The sequence below is a fragment of the Pseudomonas fluorescens genome (assembly GCF_018614775.1).
Lineage (GTDB): Bacteria > Pseudomonadota > Gammaproteobacteria > Pseudomonadales > Pseudomonadaceae > Aquipseudomonas > Aquipseudomonas fluorescens_BY.
This window is the reverse complement of sequence record NZ_JAGGOF010000044.1, coordinates 78,449-97,221: the sequence shown is the minus strand read 5'-3', so window position 1 is coordinate 97,221 and position 18,773 is coordinate 78,449. Positions and strand designations below refer to the sequence as shown.

Annotated in this window: 17 protein-coding genes; 11 read left to right on the top strand and 6 right to left on the bottom strand. The window is 62.2% G+C overall.

Annotated features, from left to right (window positions below; genetic code table 11):
• The first annotated feature begins 14 nt into the window (after positions 1-14).
• A complete protein-coding gene (locus J7E36_RS12155) occupies positions 15-551 on the top strand; it encodes a hypothetical protein (protein WP_215003143.1) in 537 nt (178 codons plus the stop codon).
• Between the two features lie 3 nt (positions 552-554).
• Here J7E36_RS12155 and J7E36_RS12150 read toward each other — a convergent pair whose 3' ends face one another.
• The gene (locus tag J7E36_RS12150) at positions 555-1,892 is read right to left on the bottom strand and encodes a cation:proton antiporter (protein WP_215003141.1); all 1,338 of its coding nucleotides are present in this window, start codon (positions 1,890-1,892) and stop codon (positions 555-557) included.
• Between the two features lie 262 nt (positions 1,893-2,154).
• On the opposite strand from J7E36_RS12150, the gene J7E36_RS12145 reads away from it, so the two are divergent.
• From J7E36_RS12145 to ligD, 4 genes are read left to right on the top strand one after another with little or no spacing between them, the layout of a single operon-like run.
• On the top strand, positions 2,155-3,540 hold the full coding sequence (locus tag J7E36_RS12145) for an iron-containing redox enzyme family protein (RefSeq protein ID WP_215003140.1): 1,386 nt from the start codon (positions 2,155-2,157) through the stop codon (positions 3,538-3,540).
• Positions 3,541-3,550: 10 nt separating this feature from the next.
• Positions 3,551-4,552 carry a methyltransferase gene (locus J7E36_RS12140; protein WP_215003138.1) on the top strand — a complete coding sequence of 334 codons (1,002 nt, stop codon included), beginning with the start codon at positions 3,551-3,553 and terminating at the stop codon, positions 4,550-4,552.
• On the top strand, positions 4,524-5,687 hold the full coding sequence (locus J7E36_RS12135; RefSeq protein ID WP_215003136.1) for a carboxylate-amine ligase: 1,164 nt from the start codon (positions 4,524-4,526) through the stop codon (positions 5,685-5,687). The genes J7E36_RS12140 and J7E36_RS12135 overlap by 29 nt, the downstream gene beginning before the upstream one ends.
• Positions 5,684-8,323, top strand: a complete 2,640-nt coding sequence (ligD, locus tag J7E36_RS12130) for a DNA ligase D (RefSeq protein ID WP_215003134.1) — start codon at positions 5,684-5,686, stop codon at positions 8,321-8,323. The genes J7E36_RS12135 and ligD overlap by 4 nt, the downstream gene beginning before the upstream one ends.
• A 222-nt stretch (positions 8,324-8,545) precedes the next feature.
• On the opposite strand, the gene J7E36_RS12125 is transcribed toward ligD, so the two are convergent.
• Positions 8,546-9,157 (bottom strand): Yip1 family protein, encoded by a 612-nt coding sequence (locus J7E36_RS12125; protein WP_215003132.1) that lies wholly within the window; start codon positions 9,155-9,157, stop codon positions 8,546-8,548.
• 167 nt (positions 9,158-9,324) lie between these two features.
• Between J7E36_RS12125 and J7E36_RS12120 the strand changes: the two genes are divergently transcribed.
• Genes J7E36_RS12120 through J7E36_RS12110 form a run of 3 tightly spaced genes read left to right on the top strand, consistent with a single transcriptional unit; the run spans position 9,325 to position 10,804 of the window.
• Positions 9,325-9,825, top strand: a complete 501-nt coding sequence (locus J7E36_RS12120) for a CinA family protein (RefSeq protein WP_215003130.1) — start codon at positions 9,325-9,327, stop codon at positions 9,823-9,825.
• Between the two features lie 9 nt (positions 9,826-9,834).
• Complete coding sequence (locus tag J7E36_RS12115) at positions 9,835-10,353, top strand: hypothetical protein (RefSeq protein WP_215003128.1); 519 nt, start codon at positions 9,835-9,837, stop codon at positions 10,351-10,353.
• A gap of 7 nt (positions 10,354-10,360) precedes the next feature.
• Complete coding sequence (locus tag J7E36_RS12110) at positions 10,361-10,804, top strand: DUF421 domain-containing protein (protein ID WP_215003126.1); 444 nt, start codon at positions 10,361-10,363, stop codon at positions 10,802-10,804.
• 71 nt (positions 10,805-10,875) lie between these two features.
• Here J7E36_RS12110 and J7E36_RS12105 read toward each other — a convergent pair whose 3' ends face one another.
• Both J7E36_RS12105 and J7E36_RS12100 read right to left on the bottom strand, forming a co-directional pair.
• Positions 10,876-11,733, bottom strand: coding sequence for an SDR family oxidoreductase (locus tag J7E36_RS12105; RefSeq protein ID WP_215003124.1), 858 nt, complete (start codon positions 11,731-11,733; stop codon positions 10,876-10,878).
• Between the two features lie 173 nt (positions 11,734-11,906).
• Positions 11,907-13,055 (bottom strand): MalY/PatB family protein, encoded by a 1,149-nt coding sequence (locus tag J7E36_RS12100; protein WP_215003122.1) that lies wholly within the window; start codon positions 13,053-13,055, stop codon positions 11,907-11,909.
• Between the two features lie 367 nt (positions 13,056-13,422).
• On the opposite strand from J7E36_RS12100, the gene J7E36_RS12095 reads away from it, so the two are divergent.
• The gene (locus J7E36_RS12095; protein WP_215003120.1) at positions 13,423-13,941 is read left to right on the top strand and encodes a hypothetical protein; all 519 of its coding nucleotides are present in this window, start codon (positions 13,423-13,425) and stop codon (positions 13,939-13,941) included.
• Positions 13,942-13,982: 41 nt separating this feature from the next.
• Here J7E36_RS12095 and J7E36_RS12090 read toward each other — a convergent pair whose 3' ends face one another.
• Positions 13,983-14,852 carry an AraC family transcriptional regulator gene (locus tag J7E36_RS12090; protein WP_215003118.1) on the bottom strand — a complete coding sequence of 290 codons (870 nt, stop codon included), beginning with the start codon at positions 14,850-14,852 and terminating at the stop codon, positions 13,983-13,985.
• A gap of 61 nt (positions 14,853-14,913) precedes the next feature.
• The gene (locus J7E36_RS12085) at positions 14,914-15,846 is read right to left on the bottom strand and encodes a LysR family transcriptional regulator (protein ID WP_215003116.1); all 933 of its coding nucleotides are present in this window, start codon (positions 15,844-15,846) and stop codon (positions 14,914-14,916) included.
• Positions 15,847-15,990: 144 nt separating this feature from the next.
• On the opposite strand from J7E36_RS12085, the gene J7E36_RS12080 reads away from it, so the two are divergent.
• Together J7E36_RS12080 and J7E36_RS12075 are read left to right on the top strand one after the other, a co-directional pair.
• The gene (locus J7E36_RS12080; protein WP_215003114.1) at positions 15,991-17,178 is read left to right on the top strand and encodes an MFS transporter; all 1,188 of its coding nucleotides are present in this window, start codon (positions 15,991-15,993) and stop codon (positions 17,176-17,178) included.
• A 105-nt stretch (positions 17,179-17,283) separates the two neighbouring features.
• On the top strand, positions 17,284-18,735 hold the full coding sequence (locus J7E36_RS12075) for an MBL fold metallo-hydrolase RNA specificity domain-containing protein (RefSeq protein WP_215003112.1): 1,452 nt from the start codon (positions 17,284-17,286) through the stop codon (positions 18,733-18,735).
• The last annotated feature ends 38 nt before the right edge of the window (positions 18,736-18,773 follow it).

Genomic DNA, 18,773 nt, shown 5'->3' with positions numbered 1-18,773 from the left:
CGATAGTCCACCCGATGCCCAGAATATTGACCGGCCAGACGCCGGAAGAAGAACTGACCGAACACAACGCAAAGCTGTTCGGCTCCCCCAAGGAGCGGCTGGATTTCTATCGCCGCGAGATCCAGTACGAAACCAGTATCCTCGCCAACCGAACCGATGCCTACCTGGCCGCCCAGTCGTTCCTGGTGATCGCGTTTGCCTCGTGCATGGCGAACCTGAACCCGGAGTGGGGCAAGCTGTTCACCTTGATCGTGCCGCCATTCCTGGCCTTGCTGGGGTTCTTGAGTTCACTCAATGCCTGGCCGGGTATTCACGCGGCCTACGAGATCATCGACCACTGGCATTTCAAACAGAGCGAATTGCTGCGCGCCGAGCCGGTGATGGGGCTGGTCTACGACGAGTCGCCGCTGTTCAGCGAGCGGGAGTCGACCCACAAGGGCTATCGCAAGTCGTTGTTGTTTTCGCTGCGTACGCCATGGATCTTCGCCACGTTCTGGGTGCTGTTGGGGGCGTATGCGGTGCTTATCCAAGTGACGGACCCGCTGGGCTGAGAGTCAGTCCGCTTTTTTCTGCCGCTCATACCAGGACAGGATAGGTTGGGTGCTGACCCCGTGAACCAGGATGCTCAAGGCCACCACTGAGAGCGTGAGATTGATGCACAGTTGCGCCACCTCCGGCTGCAGATCCTGGTTGAGGGTGAAGAACAGATAGAACAGGCTGCCGATGCCGCGGATGCCGAACCAGCCGATGATCAGGCGTTGCGGTCGGTCCAGCAAGCGGCCCCACGGCATTGCCAATACACTCAACGGCCGGATGACAGCGAACAGCAGGGCGCCGATCGCCAAGGCTCGCCAGTCCCAATGGGTGGCAAGCACCACCCCCAGCAGGGTGACCAGGAACACCTCCATCGCGCGCTCCACCAGGCCGCCGAACGCGAGCATGTCGCTCATCATCACCCCGGCGGCCACCTGGCCATCGTCCAGGGATTGGGTATCGCCCAGGACCGCGTCGCGAGGATCGACGGCTTCGTGGCCGACCACTGGTTGCACCAGGTGCTCTGCCGGCAGAGCATCTTCATCGGTCGATTGCACCTCGGCCTGACGCAACCCCAAGCCGGCGGCAAACACCGAGAGAAAGCCATAGGCCTGCACGGATACCGCCGCGGCGTAGGCCAGGGCGATCAGCGCCAGGGCCAGGTAATCATTGGGTGACAGGGTGCTGTCGGCGTTCCTGATGCGCATCGACAGGGTCAGCTTGCCAATCCCCCGTCCCATCCAGTAACCAATCAGCAAGCCCGCCGGCACGGCCCACAAGACATGACGCAGCGTCCATTCGCCGAGAAAGCCGATGCCGTCTTCGCGCAGCATCAACAGCCCGAGGATCACGAAGGGAAAGGCCGAGCCGTCGTTCAAGCCGGCTTCACCCGACAGGCCGAAACGGACCCGGTCGTCATCCCGCGCATCGTTGACCTGAACCAGCGCCGCCAGCACCGGGTCGGTGGGCGCCAGGATCGCGGCAATCAACATCGACACGCCCCAACCGAGGCCAAACAGGTAATGCAAGGCCAGGCACAGGCCAGCGATGGACAGCATCATCACCGGACCGGCCAGCCCATAGGCGACGCGCCAGGCCCGGTTCTTGAAGCGCAGGCGCAGCTTGAGGCCGCTGACGAACAACGAGAACACCACGGCGATTTCCGTGAGGTGCTCCATCCACACCGAGGATTCGGTGATGTCCAGCTTCAGCAAGCCCAACCCCGCCGGGCCAATCGCAACGCCCAGCACCAGGCACATCGCCGACGTGGTCACCGGCATCCAGCGCAGGTAGGACGAGGTGAGGGCCAGGGTCAACAACACGGCACCGAGCACCGCTACCCATATCGTGAAAATCATGTTTGCTCCTTGGGTAGTGTCCTGTATTGGCGGGTGCACACGCTTGTGCTGATCAGCGCAACGCTGCGTGGCGAGGGAGCTTTATCCGAAGGATGACTCCCAGCATTCGAGGGGCGAAGCGAAGCGAGGGTTCCCACCAAAACGCCACGACCCCGTTTATCCGGCTGCCGGTCAAGCCAAGGGAATTTTTCGTGCTTCTCGGTGCTCTGCAACAGAAGAGACGTTCTGATTCAGCGTCCTGCCAAGAACCGAAGAGGCCCTTATGACTGCGCTGACACTCCTCCAATCCCGGCCCGCCACTGCCCATCCCGTCATGGATACGGGGCAGGTGCGCCAATGCTATGAACGGCTGCTTCATGGCCCTGACAATGACGACAAACAAGCCGTCGCCCACGCCTTTCTCCAACAATGCATCGGCCAGGCCAAGGCATTGCCCCAGGAAACGCCCGACGATCCCCAGGCCCTGCAAGCCTGGGTCGAAGCCCACAGCGCCGGGGTGGCCCGGCAATACGCCGATTACCTGGAACGGCGCAAAAGTGGCGGCCCACGGGAATTCTTCGGCAGCAAGGCCCACGCCCTGTACTTCCTGCAGGCCGTGGCCCCGACCAAACTGGTTGACGGCGCCTGGCTGTACGGCGTGCTCAAGCACTGGCACGACCACCGTTTCGACGGTTTGGTGTGCACTTATCTGGAGGAGTTGGGCGACGGTCATCCCGCGCAGAACCACGTGGTGATCTACCGCAAGCTGCTCGCCGAACACGGCCTGGTGGATGCGCCCGACATCGACGATGAACGCTACCTGCAAGGCGCGGTGCAACTGGCGCTGGGTTACGCGGGCGACGAGTACCTGCCCGAAGTCATCGGCTACAACCTGGGTTACGAGCAGCTGCCGCTGCACCTGTTGATCAGCGCCTACGAGCTGACCGAACTGGACATCGATCCGTACTATTTCACCCTCCACGTGACCATCGACAACGCCAGCACCGGCCACGCCCAAAAGGCCGTGCAAGCGCTGATGCAACTGATGCCGATGGAAGCCGACCGCGAGTCGTTCTGGCAGCGGGTCAGCCTGGGTTATCGTCTCAATGACCTTGGACAGGGCAGCCGGGCAATCATCGAATCATTCGACCTCTACCGTGAAGTGCTGGAGATGCTCGAACGCAAGCGTCCGTTCGGCCAGCACATGCATTCCGACTACTGCAAGTTCGAAGGCAAGACCGTCAACCAGTGGCTGTCGGCGCCGGGGCAACTGGAAGGCTTTCTGGAAGCGATGCAGAACAAGGGCTGGATCAAGCGTCACCAGGATCCACAGGACAGTCGTTTCTGGACCCTGATCGAAGGCGCCGGTGCGGCGATGTTCGGCGTGTTCAGCCCGTACGAGAAGCAACTGCTGCACGACTGGATCGCCGGCGACTGGTTGAAGGACAGCGCACGCAGCAGCCCGCGCCGTAGCCAGGGCGCGACCAGCGAGCCGCAGACACCGGTTGAAGACCCCGATGTGCAGAACCTGCAACGGACGCTGCGCAGCCAGTCGCCCGACGAGCAGTTGCAGACGTTGATGCCGTGGCTCTCGGCCCGTTGCCACAGCCATCCGGCCGGGCTGCTGGCGACGCGTCGGTTCATCGAACTCAAATCCGCTGTTCGCTAGGGAGCGCTGCATGAATCAGGAAGAACGCCTGTCCGAATCCGACCTGGCGCTGTTGCAGCTGGGCCGCCGCTTGCAAGCCGACGGCTATCGCTTCATCACCCCGACGCCGCTGACCCATGAACGGATCAACCAGCGACCCGGTAATGAACGTGCCAAGACCCTGCGCGATGTGTTCGGCTGGTCACGGCCGTTTGCACCGGGACTGATTTCGGCCGATGAGCAGCGCCAGTTGCAAGCAGCCGAAGTGCTGGAGCTGCACGATGGCCTGCTGCGCAGCCGGGTCCGTTGGTCGAGCCTGGACGGTTTGTTGTTTGCTCATTCGCAGTTCCCCACCGAGGCCAGCGACGCGGTGTTCTTTGGACCGGACAGCTACCGGTTCGCCCAACTGATCCATACCCATCTGCAACAGAGCTTCACCGCCGTGCACCGTGCGGTGGACATCGGCTGCGGTGCCGGCGTCGGCGCAATCGTGATTGCCCGGGCCCGACGCGAGGCCCAGGTGCTGGCGCTGGACATCAATCCGCTGGCCTTGCGCCTGACGGCGGTGAATGCCGCGCTTGGCGAAGTGGCCAATGTCGAGATTGCCCGCAGCGACGTACTCCAGGATGTCGAGGGTGACTTCGACCTGATCGTCGCTAACCCGCCGTACATGGCCGACCCGTCGGAGCGTGCCTATCGCCACGGCGGCGGGGCGCTGGGCGCCGGCCTGTCGTTGCGGATTGTCGAGCAGGCCTTGCCGCGGCTCACCCCGGGCGGCTCGCTGGTGCTCTATACCGGTGTGGCGATGATCGAGGGTCGTGACCCGTTCCTGGAAGCCCTGGCGCCGTGGCTCGACTCGGCGGAGTTTGGCTGGACCTACAAGGAACTGGACCCGGACGTGTTCGGCGAGGAGCTGCTGACGCTGGGTTACCAGGACGTGGAAAGGATCGCCGTGGTGGCGTTGGTCGTAACCCGCATCGGCGCGGGTATCGGAGGGATTGTCGATGAACAGGCGTCTGAAGTTCGGCATTGAAGAGGAATACTTCGTCACCGACCTGCAAACCCGGTGCATGCCCACCCAGCCGCCTGTCGAGGCAGTGGCGGCCTGCAGGGCTGAACTGGGCGAGCATTTTGCCCACGAAATGTTCCAGAGCCAGGTCGAGATGGCCTCGCCGATCTTGCGCAGCCTGCCCGAGGCCGCAGACTACCTGAGCCAGGTGCGTAGCGGGCTGACCCGGCGCCTGGCGCCGTTTGGCCTGGGCCTGCTCAGCGCCGGCTCCCATCCGATGGCCACCCCGGGGTTGCAGCCCACCGATGAACTGCATTTCCAGCAGCTGTTCGATGATTACCAGCGGGTGGCACGGCGCAGCGTGTTGTCGGGCCTGCACGTGCATGTCGAGGTGCCGGTCGATCGCGACCGGGTGCGAGTAATGAACGAGGTCTTGCCCTGGTTGCCGATGCTGCTGGCACTGAGTGCTTCGTCGCCGTTCTGGAATGGCGCCTACACGGGCTTCAACAGCTATCGCCAGGTCGCGTGTGATGAATGGCCGCGCATGGGCATACCGGAGTTTTTCGAGGACGAATCGGCATTCGCCGGCTACGTCAGCCTGCTCACGCGCACCGGGTCGATCCGTCAGCCCAGCGATTGCTGGTGGGTGCTGCGCCCGTCCTCGCGCTATCCGACGCTGGAGCTGCGCATTTGCGATGCCTGTCCGCGGGTTGAGGATGTCTTGTGCCTGGTCTCGCTGTTTCGCTTGATGGTGGCCCATGCCATCGACCAGCCTCAACCGGGCGCCGCCTACAGCCTGGCCTCGCACTGGATCCTCAAGGAAAACCGCTGGCGGGCCAAGCGCCACGGCATTCTCGCCGAGTTCATCGTCGAGGGGCAGGAACAGCCGATGCTCATTGGTGAGTGGCTGACCCTGGCCGAGCAGACCTTCGGTGAGACCGCCGCTGCTTTGGGTTGCCTGGAGGTGTTCAAGCCGGCCCGGCGCATTGTCCAGGAAGGCACCAGCGCCGACCGCCAGGTCGTGCTCTATGAACAAGGGCTGTTGTTGGGCGACTCCACCGAGCAGGCCTTGAGCCGGGTGGTCGATCAACTGGTGTCGGAGAGCGCCGGGCTGCCGGTGGCCGACCCGACGCTGCAACACGTCGCAGGTGGACAATGACCAGCAAGACCCTTGATGACTACAACCGCATGCGCGATTTCAACGCCACCTCGGAACCGGCGGCGAAGCGCTCGCGCAAGTCGACTAAAGCCAGCCACGCCTTGCAGTTCTGCATCCAGAAGCACGATGCCTCGCGGTTGCATTACGACTTTCGCCTGGAGCTGGACGGTGCGCTCAAGAGCTGGGCGGTGCCCAAGGGGCCGTCGCTGGACCCCAAGTCCAAGCGCCTGGCCGTGCACGTCGAAGACCATCCGCTGGACTACGCCACGTTCGAAGGCAACATCCCCGAAGGCCACTACGGTGCCGGCGATGTGATTGTCTGGGATCGCGGCGTGTGGATTCCCCAGGGCGATCCCCATGAGGCGTATGGAAAAGGCCGGCTCAAGTTCGAGCTGCAAGGCGAAAAGCTCGCCGGCTTGTGGAACCTGGTGCGCACCCATATGCCCGGCAAGCAGGAGCAGTGGTTCCTGATCAAGCATCAGGACGAGGCGGCCCGCCCAGAAAGTGAATACGACGTGGTAAAAGCCGAGCCGGACAGCGTATTGAGCGACCGCACCCTGGTACCCCGGCAACGGGGCAAAACCGCTGCGGCGAAGGCTGTAAAAAAGCCCGAGAAAGCGGCCAAGCCCAAACCAGCGAAAAAGAGTGCTAAAACCACCCTCAATGGCGCGGTGGCCGGGCCGATCCCGGAAACCCTCAAGCCGGAACTGGCGACGCTGGTGGAGAGCGCGCCGGACGGCGACTGGCTCTACGAAATCAAGTTTGACGGCTACCGGGTCATGGCGCGGATCGAAGGCGGCGATGTCCGCCTGATCACCCGCAACGGTCATGACTGGACTCACAAACTGCCCCGGCAAGCCGAGGCCCTGGCGGCGCTGGGACTGGAATCGGCCTGGCTCGACGGCGAAATGGTGGTCGCCAATGAACAGGGCGTGCCGGATTTCCAGGCCTTGCAGAATGCCTTCGACGCCGGCAGCAGCGGCCAGATCGCCTATTACCTGTTCGACCTGCCGTACCTCAACGGCATGGACTTGCGCAAAGTGCCGGTGGAAGAGCGGCGCACCGCGCTCGCGGCCGTACTGAAGGGCAACGACAGCGCCTTGTTGCGGTTTTCCGACGCCTTTGAAGAAACCCCCGAAGCGCTGCTCAACAGCGCCTGCCAGATGCAGATGGAGGGCCTGATCGGCAAGCGCATGGGCAGCGCCTATACGTCCCGGCGCAGCAGTGATTGGATCAAGCTCAAGTGCAAGAATCGCCAGGAATTCGTGGTGGTCGGCTTCAGCGAACCCAAGGGCGCCCGCAATGCCTTTGGCGCCTTGCTGCTGGGGCTGCACGACGCCGACAGCGGCGAGTTGCGCTATGCCGGCAAGGTCGGCACCGGCTTCAACGAAACGACCCTCAAGAGCATCCACCAGCAGTTATTGCCGCTGGAGCGAAAGAAAGCTGCCGTGGTCAATCCGCCCACCGGCTATGAAGCCAAGGGCGTGCACTGGCTTGAGCCAACGCTGCTGGCTGAAGTCGCGTTCGCCGAGATGACCAAGGAAGGCTCGGTGCGCCACGCCGTGTTCCAGGGCTTGCGCAACGATAAACCGGCCAAGGCCATCACCCAGGAGGTGGCGAAACCTGTGAAAAAAAATGCTGCAACCACCGAGAAAACTCCCGCCAAGGCAAACGCTGAGGCCAAGCCAGCACCGGCCAAACCCAAGGCGAAAGCCAAGACCAAGGCCAGCAATACACCGGCCCTGGAGGGCAAGGTGCGCATCACCCATCCGGAGCGGGTCATCGACGCCAGCAGCGGAACCACCAAGCTGCAACTGGCCGAGTACTACGCCAGTGTCGCCGAATTCATCCTGCCGGAACTGGCTGATCGCCCGGTTGCGCTGGTGCGGGCGCCGGATGGCATCGCCGGCGAACTGTTCTTCCAGAAAAACGCCGAGCGTCTGGCGATTCCCGGCATCACCAGCCTGGGCAAGGAGGTCACCGGGCATCCGGTGATGCTCATCAACAATCCCGAAGCGTTGATCGGTGCGGTGCAGATGAGCACCGTGGAACTGCACACCTGGAACGCGACGACGGTGGACCTGGACAAGCCTGACCGCTTTGTCCTCGACCTCGACCCGGACCCGGCGCTGCCGTGGAAAAGCATGGTGGAAGCGACGCAACTGACCCTGTCGGTGCTCGATGAATTGGGGCTCAAGGCGTTTCTCAAGACCAGTGGCGGCAAGGGCATCCACATTGTCGTCCCGCTGACCCGCAAGTTGGGTTGGGACGAGGTCAAGGATTTCAGCCACGCCATCGTCAGCCACATTGCCAAGCTGTTGCCGGATCGCTTTTCAGCGGTGTCGGGGCCGAAGAATCGGGTCGGGCGGATCTTCATCGATTACCTGCGTAACGGCCTGGGCGCCACCACGATCTGCGCCTACGCTGCGCGCACCCGGGAAGGGCTGCCGGTGTCGGTGCCGATCTATCGGGAGGAAATGGCCGAGCTCAAGGGTGCCAACCTGTGGAATGTGCACAATGTTCACGAGCGGCTGGCGGACGTGGGGCATGAGCCCTGGGCGGACTTGAAGAAAACCCGTCAGAGCATCACCGCGGACATGCGGCGTAGAGTCGGTATGAAGAAAACGGCCAAATAGCCTCAGGCCGGTCAACCGAAGCTCAAATGGCAACAAACCTGCGGCAGTCAAGACCTGTGGGAGCAAAGCTTGCTTGCGATCAGACGGTGCCAGTCGACGATGATGTTGGCTGGGCCGCCGCCATCGCGAGCAAGCTTTGCTCCCACAGGTGTCCATAGTGCACCGGTGTATGGCTTGGGCCAGGAACCTCTCTGTGCGCCTGGCCACCCGCGTATGCGCCGATCAACCCACCGGAACCCGCAGATACTCAGGCTGCAAGACGTTGAACCAGAGCAAGATCATCTCCACCAGAATCGTCACCAACACCAGCAGACCGACGCCCCAGACGCAGGCCGAATAGAGCAGGCCTTGTTCCTTCTTGAGGCTCATGAACCGGGGCAGGCCGACGAACAGCAGGAACGTCGAATACGCCGAGGCGGCCAGCAGCACGATGATCGCCAGCCAGCGACTCGGGTACAGCCCGGAAAGTCCGGCGAGGAAGTACGGCGTGGCGGTGTAGGCGGCGAAGCCGATGCACTGGTTGAGGCTCGGACGGGCGTCAAAGGTGCGGGACATCCAGCGAATGAACACCCCCATCAGCACCACGCCAGCGACGATGGTCAGGTACAGCAATACGCACAGCTGCAAGGCACTGGCCTGGGTGAGGCGCACGGTTTCGTTTTCCGCCAGGCTCCAGCCGGTCCAGGTAATCCCGATGAACAGGCACACCGCAGGAATCAGGGCCAGCAACAGCAGGTGGGCCAGGTAGTGACGTGGATGAGCTTGCTCCTCTTCGCGTATTTCCTTCCAGGCGAATTCAGGGTGGGTGAACAGTTTGACGAAAAGTGCCGACATGACGACCTCCTGATCGAGACAGCCTCAGCGTGAGGCCCTGAAAATTTGAGGTACGTCATCGACCCGAGGTTTCATTTATTTGAGGCCGACGTGCCGCAGCGCAATCCGAAGGAATGAATCAATCCGCCAGGGGTCAACCCATCAGCATCCCTGAAGGACTGTTTGCCATGACTGTTGCCCAGACTACCGTTGATTATCTGCGTGAACACGACCTGCGGCTGACCACTGCCGAATCCTGCACCGCCGGCAAGATCGTCACGTTGCTGGCGGAAATACCCGGCAGCGGGTCGCTGATCGAAAGCGGCTACGTGGTGTACTCCCCCGAGGCCAAGCAGCGGCTGCTGGGCGTCCGCTCCCGGACCATCGATACGTTCAACCTCACCAGTCGCGAAGTGGCCGAGGAAATGGCCCTGGGCGCGCTGCACGATGCCAACGCCAGCGTGGCGGTGGCCACCACCGGCATCCTCGGGCCGGACGACATGGATGGCATTCCCGCCGGCACCGTCTGCTTTGCCTGGGCTTTCCAGATGGCGGGCAAACGGGCGTTGTTCAGCCGCATGGAGCGTTTCTTCGGCAGTCGCAACCAGGTGCAATTGCTCGCCACCGAGCACGCGCTGCGGCAATTGCGGTACTTCCATCAACGCGCCCTGGCGGGTGAGTGCAGGTAGGGGGATGCCATGACCCGGCACAGCGAACCAGAGGATTTTCACAGCCGTGAATTTCCGGTGCGTGAAGACATGGCCTATCAGCTCAAGGTCTGGCGCTTCGAGCGGGTGGGTTGGTACGTGCTGGTCTTATTGGTGATCCTGACCTTGCTCGGGCTGTTTTCCCGTGGTCCCTTGAGCTCCCGTGACGTACAGAGCCGTGATGGAACGTTGGGCGTCGAGTACGAAATGTTCCACCGTAACGGCTCTGACAACCCGATGATCATTCACCTCGAGGGTCCCCCGAACGCCGTGCTCGAAGTCGAGCTGGGCGGTGATTGGCTCGAAGGTTTCAATGTCGAGGCGTTGCAGCCCCAGCCGTTACGCTCGGCCGGTGCGGGCAAGGGCATGAAATTCTGGGTCCAGGCGGATGCCCAGGGGCAGGCCAATCTTTATCTGTCCGTACTCGGCACGGGGCTGGGAACTTACCACAGCCGCATCGCCATGCCCGGTGGCGCCGCAGTCAGTTTCGATCAATTCATTTTCCCTTAGGTGACCTATGGATTCCGTGCTGCGGGCCGCCGCGATCTACCTGGCGTTGCTGGTGCTGTTCAAAATCGCCGGGCGCCGTTCGCTGGCGGAAATCACCACCTTCGATTTCGTGCTGCTGATGATCATCGGCGAGGCGACCCAGCAGGCGCTGCTGGGGGATGATTTCTCCCTGACCAATTCGCTGATGGTGATCGTCACGCTGATTGCCATCGACGTCGGCCTGTCGCTGCTCAAGCTGCGCTCCAGGCGAGTGTCGCAACTGATTGACGGCGGGCCGACCATCATTGTCGAGGACGGCCGCATCCTTCGCGGCCGGATGCGCCATGCACGGTTGGTGGAGGAAGACATCATGGAAGCGGCGCGCTCGAGCCAGGGCATCGAGACCCTGGACCAGATCAAGTTTGCGATCATCGAGCGCAACGGCAAAATTTCGGTGATTGCCAAGGAGTGAGGGTAATTCAAAATAATCAAGCGCTTTTGTGGCGAGGGAGTAAGCTCCCTCGCCACGGGTAGGCCTCTGGTTTATAGGATCGGTTTGCCGCCCGTGATCCCATACCGCGAACCGGAGATGTAGCTGGACTCATCCGAGGCCAGCAGCACATAGATCGGCGCCACTTCCACCGGCTGCCCGGGCCGGCCCAGCGGGGTCTGGGAGCCGAAGTTCTGCACCTCTTCCTCGGGCATCGTCGCCACGATCAATGGCGTCCAGATCGGCCCCGGCGCCACGCTGTTCACCCGGATGCCCTTGGGCCCGAGCATCTGCGCCAGGCCACCGGTGAAATTGGCGATGGCGCCCTTGGTGGTGGCGTAGGCCAGCAGCGTCGGCTTGGGCATGTCGGAGTTGACCGAACTGGTGTTGATGATCGAGCCCCCGGCCTTCATGTGCGGAACGGCGGCCTGGCAGATCCTGAACATCGAGGTGATGTTGATATCGAAGGTGCGCACCCATTCCTCGTCGGGAATCTCTTCGAGGGTTTCGTGGGTCATCTGGAAGGCGGCATTGTTGACGAGGACGTCGATCTGCCCGAAGCGTGCGACGGTTTCATTGACCACTTTGTAGCATTGGGCCTTGTCTGCCAGGTCACCCGGCAGCAACAGGCATTGACGACCCGCCTGCTCGACCCAGCGCGCGGTTTCCCGGGCATCTTCATGCTCATCCAGGTACGAAATCGCCACGTCAGCGCCCTCACGGGCGAAGGCAATCGCCACGGCGCGACCGATGCCGCTGTCGGCGCCGGTGATCAGGGCGATCTTGTTGGCCAGACGGCCAGAACCTTGGTAACTCTGCTCGCCACAATCCGGGTAAGGGTCCATTTTTTTCTGGGAGCCGGGTACGGGCTGGCTTTGTTTCGGGAAAGGCGGGGTAGGGTAGTCGACCATGATGGTTCTCCATGCAAGTGGGGTTGCGATGGAGGGTGGACTTCAGGCCTTCGGGCAGAGTTCGGTTGGATTGGCCGGATGGTCGATGAGCGTGCGACGCGACTCGCAAAGCCTGACCGCTTCCATGGCACCGCTGCCATGGCGAAGGAGCTTACTCCCTCGCCATGGAATGATCAGCCCAGGGCCTTGAGACTACGCTCCATCCGCGAAATCCCTTCCTCCAGCAACGCTCGTGGGCAGCCGAAGTTCAGGCGCACGAACTGGCCGGCGTCGTCGCCAAAATCCAGCCCGGCGCTCAGGCCGACCTTGGCTTCCTTGAGGAAAAATCCTTGAGGGTCATCCAACCCCAGCGCCGAACAATCCAGCCAGGCCAGGTAGGTGCCCTGGGGGACGGTCATGGTGATGCCCGGCAGGCGGGTGTTGACCGCATCGACCAGGTAATCGCGATTGGCTTGCAGGTACGCCTTCAAGGCTTCGAGCCACGGTCCTGCTTCGCTGTAGGCCGCGCGAGTCGCTTCCAGGCCCAGGGCGTTGACGCTGTCGACCATCCCGGACCGGGCGCCGTTGACCCGCTCGCGCAACGTGGCGTCCTGGATGATGGCGAACGAGGTCTTCAAGCCGGCGATGTTGTAGGCCTTGCTGGCGGACATCAGGGTGATGGTGCGCGCGGCAATCGCCGGGCTGAGGGAGGCCGTCGGAATGTGCACGCGGCCGTCGAAGCACAGGTCGGCATGGATCTCGTCGGAGATGATCCAGGCGTCCTGCTCCAGGCAAATCTGCGCCACGGCCTGCAGTTCTTCCCGGCCAAAGACCTTGCCCAACGGGTTGTGAGGATTGCTCAGCAACAGCGCACCGCCGCCCTGCAGGGCTTCACGCAGCGCGCCCAGGGGCGTATGGAATTCGCCGTTCAACGCGTTGAACGCCAGCTCTACCTTGTTCAGTTGCCAGTGAGCCGGCGCGTTGCGCAGCGGCGGGTAGTTGGGCACCTGCACCACGACATTCTGCCCGGGCGCCACCAGCGCGTGCAGGGCCATGTTGAAGCCCGGCTCAACGCCCGGCAGGAAGACAATCTGCTGGGGCTCGACACGCCATGCGTACTTGTCCCACAGGTCGGCCACGACCGCCGCGCGAAGGCTGTCCTGGGCCACGCTGTAGCCCAGCATCGGGTGTTCGAGGCGCTTGTGCAGCGCATCGATCACCACCGGCGGGGCAGGGAAGTCCATGTCCGCCACCCACATCGGCAGCACATCGGCCGGGTAGCGGCTCCACTTGGTGCTACCGGTACCGTGGCGCTCGAACAGCGTGTCGAAATCGAAAGTCATGGTCGTTCCATCAGTCAGGAGTGAGATGGGGGCCATGATAAAGCAAAGAGCCAGGAGAAAAAGACGAACCTGTAGAGTGGGTCGTCGCGCCGGACCTGGTGCGTGGAAAGTTCAAGCCCCGTCCTGTGACGCAGTTCTTACAACTGGATTGAAAGGTTGGGCGCGTTGTCGCGGCAGCGCCGCCGTTGCCGCTACTACCTGCAGGACGCCCAGCCCCGCTGATCCGTCATTTTTTGCGAGCAAGCCCTCTGCGATCCTGTGGGAGCAAGGCGTTCCCGCGATGGCATCGGCCCATTCAAACCCAGGTAGTAAATTTCCTCCCACGCGCTAACATTTGCGATCGCTTACCCACCCTGGATTGTTTCTCATGAAATCGCGCCTGCTTGCAGCCAGCCTGTTGCTCTTCTGCTCCCTGACCCACGCCGCCGAACCCTCACCGGTTCCAAAAGCCCTGGAGGAGCAGATCGGGCATCTGGTGGCGCTGCTCAAAGACAGCTATGCCACCGGCTACCCAGAGGCGGCAATGGCCCAGACGCTGAATATCGGCGAGGACAGCGAGGTCACGCTTGCAGTGTTTACCGTTGAAGGTTTCGGTGCTGGCAACAACTACAGCCAATACCTGGCTGCCTTCACCCCCGAAGAGAACGAAGAAGGCGTGCTGCATTACAGCCTGCTGGACGTCGTGCGCATCGGCGGCGATAGCTGGCGGTCGATCGACAAACTGAATGCCAGACTGGTCAGCGACCCGGCGGGCGAGCAAACCCTGATCGACATTCCGGCGATGGAAAATACCGACGACGATGCACCGAACTTTCCAAGCAAAGCCAGCGTCATCCACCTGTCCCTGGAAGGTTCCCAGTCACCGCGGCTGGTCGAGATCAAGTAAGGCGGCAAATAGGCTTGCTCCCCCAGGTCAACGCTTCAGCGCTATTGCAGCGGCACATACACATCCGTCTGCCAATGACTCTTCGGCGTTTCGGGATAGACGCTCAGGTATTCGAAGAACAGCGGTTCATCACGCAGCTCCTCGCCGCTGGCGGGCAGCCAGTCGCGGTAGATCGGATAGATCGTTTCACCGATGTGATCCGGCGAGCCCGAATGGCGCACCACGACGTAGCGGCCACCGGCAATGACGATCTCGCGAACGCCCTGTTCGTTGGGCGCCACGGCCTCGTGAATTTCGCCGCAGATGGCGAAGCGGAATGCGTGCGCCGGTGTCGTGTCAGGGTTGCTGTAGGGAATGCCGAACGTGCGGCTCGATGCCACGGGCGATTGCCCGCTCTGCATGCGCCACTCGATGAATGTGCGCACGCTCTCGTCGACCAGCCCGGGTGGACCGCAGTGCTCAAGCGCGGCGACTCTGAGTTCAGCACGTTGCACAATGTTTACTTGCATGATGATGGTCCTTGAAAAATGAGGGATGGCGAACACCGCATTCCAGACCTGCCAGTTCGGTGCCTTGCGAAAAGCGCTGGGTGCCATGCCGAACGCGCGCCTGAATGCCCGGCTGAAGGCCTCGGGACTGTCAAAGCCGGCACCGAGTGCGGCGTCCAGTACCGAGCAAATTGCGTCGCCAGCCAGCCGATGGGCTGCTTGTCGCAATCTCATCAGTTGCACATAGCGCGAGACGGGCACGCCGACGAACGCGGTGAACTGTCGGTGGAAGTGAAACGCCGAAAAGTTCGCCACGCGGCTCAGCGTGTTCACCGACAAGTCACCATCGAGGTTGGCCTCGATGTAGGCAAGGACGGTGTTGAAACGCGTCAGGTAGGCGTGATGGGGCGGCAGGTCAGGCACTGGAAGAACACTCCTGGAAGTACGGTCGGCAATAGAGTCGACGATAACGGCATGGCGCTGCCTAGCCGTGTTTGCTCAGGGCATCCGGTGGTTTCAAACCTTCGACCAGGCACTCCAGCACGGCACGAACCCTGGGCAGTGCCTGTCGGCTCTTGATCCAGGCCAGATTGATCGCATGACCCTCGGCGGCCAGGTGGGGCAGCACTTCGATCAATGTGCCGTCGTCGAGCTGTTGCTTGATCAACCAGGACGGCAGTTGCGCAATACCGCAGCCCGCCGAAACCGCCTTCACCAACGCTTCGCCGTTGCCCACCACGAGTTGGGCGGGCACCTGGCGGCGCAGGGTGGCGCCGGGACGGTTGACGGCGAACGTCCACGGGCTGGTTTTACCGTCCACCCAGCCGTAGGCGATGCAGGCGTGATGCTCCAGGTCGCTGTCGGTCAACGGGACGCCACGCTGGGCCAGATACGCCGGTGAGGCGCAGAAGGTGTGCCATTCCCTGCCCAGGTCACAATGCCCCACGGTATCGGGCCAGACGTCCGGGCTACCGATTCGCACGACAACGTCGACCCCCGCCTGGAAGGGGTCAATGAGGCCGTCCGAGAAAGAAATGTGCGGGACCAGCAGCGGGTGCGTCTGGGCGAAACGCAGCAGCAGTGGCAGCACCTGGGCACGGCCGAAAGCACCTGGCAGGTCGATTCGAACCCGGCCCCGTGGCTCGTTGTGCTCGGCCTGTAGCGCAAGCTCCGCCTCTTCGAGGTCGGCGAGTACGCCTGTGCAAGTACGATAGAAAGCCGCGCCCGCGTCGGTCAGCGAAAAGCTGCGAGTGGTGCGATGGATCAGCCGCACCCCAAGGCGACTCTCCAGGCGCGCGATACTTTTACTGATTGCTGATGCCGTCAGATTCATTTTCTCGGCCGCGGCCTTGAAGCTTCCAAGCTGCGCGACACAGACTAATACGTCGATTCCTTTCAAGCGTTCCGAGGAGAACATGGCGGCCTCGTATTCATGAATTAAATTCTGTCCAGTCAATAAAAAACATCATAAATCATCAGCTGATTCAACAGTAAGCTGGCTTCGCACGCAGCAACGCTGGCGATGCGTTCATCTCGTGAAAACAATCGGTAAGAGGCAAGGATGCTGGTCAAGCTGAAAAACTACCCCCGGACGGTCAACCTGCTGCTGTGCGCATCGCTGATGCTGACCCTGGCTCGCGCGATCACCTTGCCGTACCTGGTGATCTACCTGTCGATCAGCTTCGGATTGAACGTCGCCGAGACAGGCCTGGTCATTGGCAGCACGCTGATCATCGGGTCGTTGCTGAGCCTGTACGGCGGTTTTCTCGTGGACAACCTGTCCAGCTACCGGCTCATCCTGGGTTTCAGCGCGCTATTCGGCGTCGGTTTCCTGGGGGCGTTTCTAAGCCGTGATATCGGCGTGTTCTTTGTTTGCCTGGTGGTGGTCAACCTGGCGTATGCCGTTATCGACATCGCCGCCAAATCGGCGTTTGGCAGCCTGCTTCCCGTCGCCGAGCGCAGCGAAGCATTTTCGATCAAGTACACCCTGACCAACATCGGCTATGCCGTCGGCCCGTTCCTGGGGGCAGGGTTGGCGAAGCTCGCCATCAGCCTGCCGTTTCTCTGCTCGGCCGGGTTGGCCACGGTCTTTTTGCTGGTCTACTTCACGTTGGCGGATAAAGGCCTGGTGGTCGCCACTGTGCCCCCGCCGCGCACGCCGTTCCTGAACGTAGGCAAGCTGCTGTTGCGTGATTACCGACTGGTCTGCTTCACCCTGGGCGGGGTGCTGAGCGCAGTCGTCTTCGGCCAGTTCACCGCCTATCTTTCCCAGTACCTGATGGTGACGATGACCGCCGAGGCGACTTACCGGATCATCAGCATCGTGGTGGCGACGAACGCGTTGACGGTGATCAGCTTGCAATACGTCATCGGCCGCCGGGTGTCCCATGAACATTTGAAGCTGTGGTTGGCGGGCGGCCTGAGCCTGTTTATCGTGGGGCTGGCAGGCTTCGCCTTGTCGACCACGACCGTGTCCTGGGTGATCGCCATGGCGATTTTCACGGTGGGAGAAATCATCGTGTTCCCTGCCGAATACATGTTCATCGACAACATCGCCCCCAACCATCTGCGGGGCATGTACTACGGCGCCCAGAACCTCAGCAACCTGGGTGGTGCGCTAGGGCCGGTGTTGTGCGGAGTGGTGCTGGCAACCCAGCCGGCCCACGCCATTTTCTACATGCTCGGGCTCTTCGTCATGGCCGGTGGGGCGTTGTACTACCTGGGCGCCTCCATTGCGGTCAGCCGATGATCGAGAACGCAGAAGGCGATGAGCGAGCCTGACTTCAGGCTGGAAACTATCCCGCCCAGCGCGTTGCCCAAAGCAGTTCAAGCCGTCGCTGCCCGAGGAAGCCTGATGGACAATCCGAAGCTCATTCACCACGGTGCGCATGAAGGTGTCACCGGCTCGTGCCATCAGGTCTGGATGGACGATACCTACAGCCTGCTGATCGACTGCGGCCAGTTCCAGGGCGAGGACGAAGGGCCGGGCGCAAGCGACGCGCTGGGCCTGGATTTTTCCATCGAGGGCATCAAGGCCCTGATCGTCACCCATGTTCACATTGATCATGTCGGGCGTATCCCGAATTTGCTGGCCGCGGGTTTCGAAGGACCGATCCTGTGCAGCGAGCCTTCGGCGCGGCTGTTGCCGATAGTGCTGGAAGATGCGTTTCGCCTGTCCATCAGCCGCGATCAGGAACAGTTGGAGCGTTACCTCAAGGTGGTGGAGCAGCGCATCATCGCCTTGCCCTACGGCAACTGGTTCACTCTGCACGAAGCCGATCGGGACGGTTGCAAAGTGCGCCTGCAACCGGCCGGGCACGTACTGGGTTCGGCCTATGTCGAACTGGAGCTGAGTGACGCCGCAGGGGCCGGCAGGCGCGTTGTATTCAGCGGCGACCTGGGCGCCCCCCATTCACCGATCCTGCCCGACCTGGTGCCGCCCGAGCGGGCGGACCTGTTGATTTTGGAAAGCACCTACGGCGATCGCCGTCATGAAGACCGTGCCCATCGCCGCGAGCGCTTGCTGGCGGCCATCGAGCAGGCATTGGCGGACCAGGGGACGGTGTTGATCCCCTCCTTCAGCATCGGCCGCACCCAGGAGTTGCTGTATGAACTGGAAGAGATCCTGCACGAGAAAGGCGAGCCAGAGACCTCCCGCGAACCCGGGATGCCCGTCAAGGCTGGCGGCCCCGATATCGATTGGCCGCAGATTCCGATCATTCTCGACTCACCGCTCGCCGGCCAGTTCACCCGCACCTACAAGGAGTTGCAAGGCTTCTGGGATGAGGATGCCCGCCAACGTCTGGAAGAGGGTCGCAAGCCGTTGTCCTTCAAGCAGTTGATCACGGTCGACAGCCACGAGGAACACCTGCGTATCGTCGAGCACCTGACCGAAACCGCTCGACCGGCGATTGTGATTGCCGGAAACGGCATGTGCTCGGGCGGCCGCATCGTCAACTACCTGAAGGCCATGCTCGGTGATCCCCGGCACAACATCGTGTTCGTCGGCTATCAGGGCAAGGGAACGCCAGGCCGTGAAATCATGACCCACGGGCCGGATGGCGGCTTTGTGATGCTGGACGGCTGCCGCATTGACATTCGTGCCGGTGTCGACAGTGTCGGCGGCTATTCGGCCCACGCCGACCAGGCGGATCTGGTGGGTTTCGTCACCCGGATGAAGGCATGGCCCAGGGAAATCCGCCTGATCCATGGCGAGGAGCAGGCCAAGCAGCGGCTGGCCGAGGTGCTGGAGGCGCGCTACCGGGAGGCGGGGAAGCAAGGGCACATCCGTATTCCTCACCCGTGATCGTAAGCGCTGTGTCGCATAAATTTGAATTATGCGAC

Excerpts from the sequence above, each read along its gene's own strand:
- J7E36_RS12155 (WP_215003143.1), top strand. The coding sequence starts at position 15 with ATGCCCAGAATATTGACCGGCCAGACGCCGGAAGAAGAACTGACCGAA.
- J7E36_RS12150 (WP_215003141.1), bottom strand. The coding sequence starts at position 1,892 with ATGATTTTCACGATATGGGTAGCGGTGCTCGGTGCCGTGTTGTTGACC.
- J7E36_RS12145 (WP_215003140.1), top strand. The coding sequence starts at position 2,155 with ATGACTGCGCTGACACTCCTCCAATCCCGGCCCGCCACTGCCCATCCC.
- J7E36_RS12140 (WP_215003138.1), top strand. The coding sequence starts at position 3,551 with ATGAATCAGGAAGAACGCCTGTCCGAATCCGACCTGGCGCTGTTGCAG.
- J7E36_RS12135 (WP_215003136.1), top strand. The coding sequence starts at position 4,524 with ATGAACAGGCGTCTGAAGTTCGGCATTGAAGAGGAATACTTCGTCACC.
- ligD (WP_215003134.1), top strand. The coding sequence starts at position 5,684 with ATGACCAGCAAGACCCTTGATGACTACAACCGCATGCGCGATTTCAAC.
- J7E36_RS12125 (WP_215003132.1), bottom strand. The coding sequence starts at position 9,157 with ATGTCGGCACTTTTCGTCAAACTGTTCACCCACCCTGAATTCGCCTGG.
- J7E36_RS12120 (WP_215003130.1), top strand. The coding sequence starts at position 9,325 with ATGACTGTTGCCCAGACTACCGTTGATTATCTGCGTGAACACGACCTG.
- J7E36_RS12115 (WP_215003128.1), top strand. The coding sequence starts at position 9,835 with ATGACCCGGCACAGCGAACCAGAGGATTTTCACAGCCGTGAATTTCCG.
- J7E36_RS12110 (WP_215003126.1), top strand. The coding sequence starts at position 10,361 with ATGGATTCCGTGCTGCGGGCCGCCGCGATCTACCTGGCGTTGCTGGTG.
- J7E36_RS12105 (WP_215003124.1), bottom strand. The coding sequence starts at position 11,733 with ATGGTCGACTACCCTACCCCGCCTTTCCCGAAACAAAGCCAGCCCGTA.
- J7E36_RS12100 (WP_215003122.1), bottom strand. The coding sequence starts at position 13,055 with ATGACTTTCGATTTCGACACGCTGTTCGAGCGCCACGGTACCGGTAGC.
- J7E36_RS12095 (WP_215003120.1), top strand. The coding sequence starts at position 13,423 with ATGAAATCGCGCCTGCTTGCAGCCAGCCTGTTGCTCTTCTGCTCCCTG.
- J7E36_RS12085 (WP_215003116.1), bottom strand. The coding sequence starts at position 15,846 with ATGTTCTCCTCGGAACGCTTGAAAGGAATCGACGTATTAGTCTGTGTC.
- J7E36_RS12080 (WP_215003114.1), top strand. The coding sequence starts at position 15,991 with ATGCTGGTCAAGCTGAAAAACTACCCCCGGACGGTCAACCTGCTGCTG.
- J7E36_RS12075 (WP_215003112.1), top strand. The coding sequence starts at position 17,284 with ATGGACAATCCGAAGCTCATTCACCACGGTGCGCATGAAGGTGTCACC.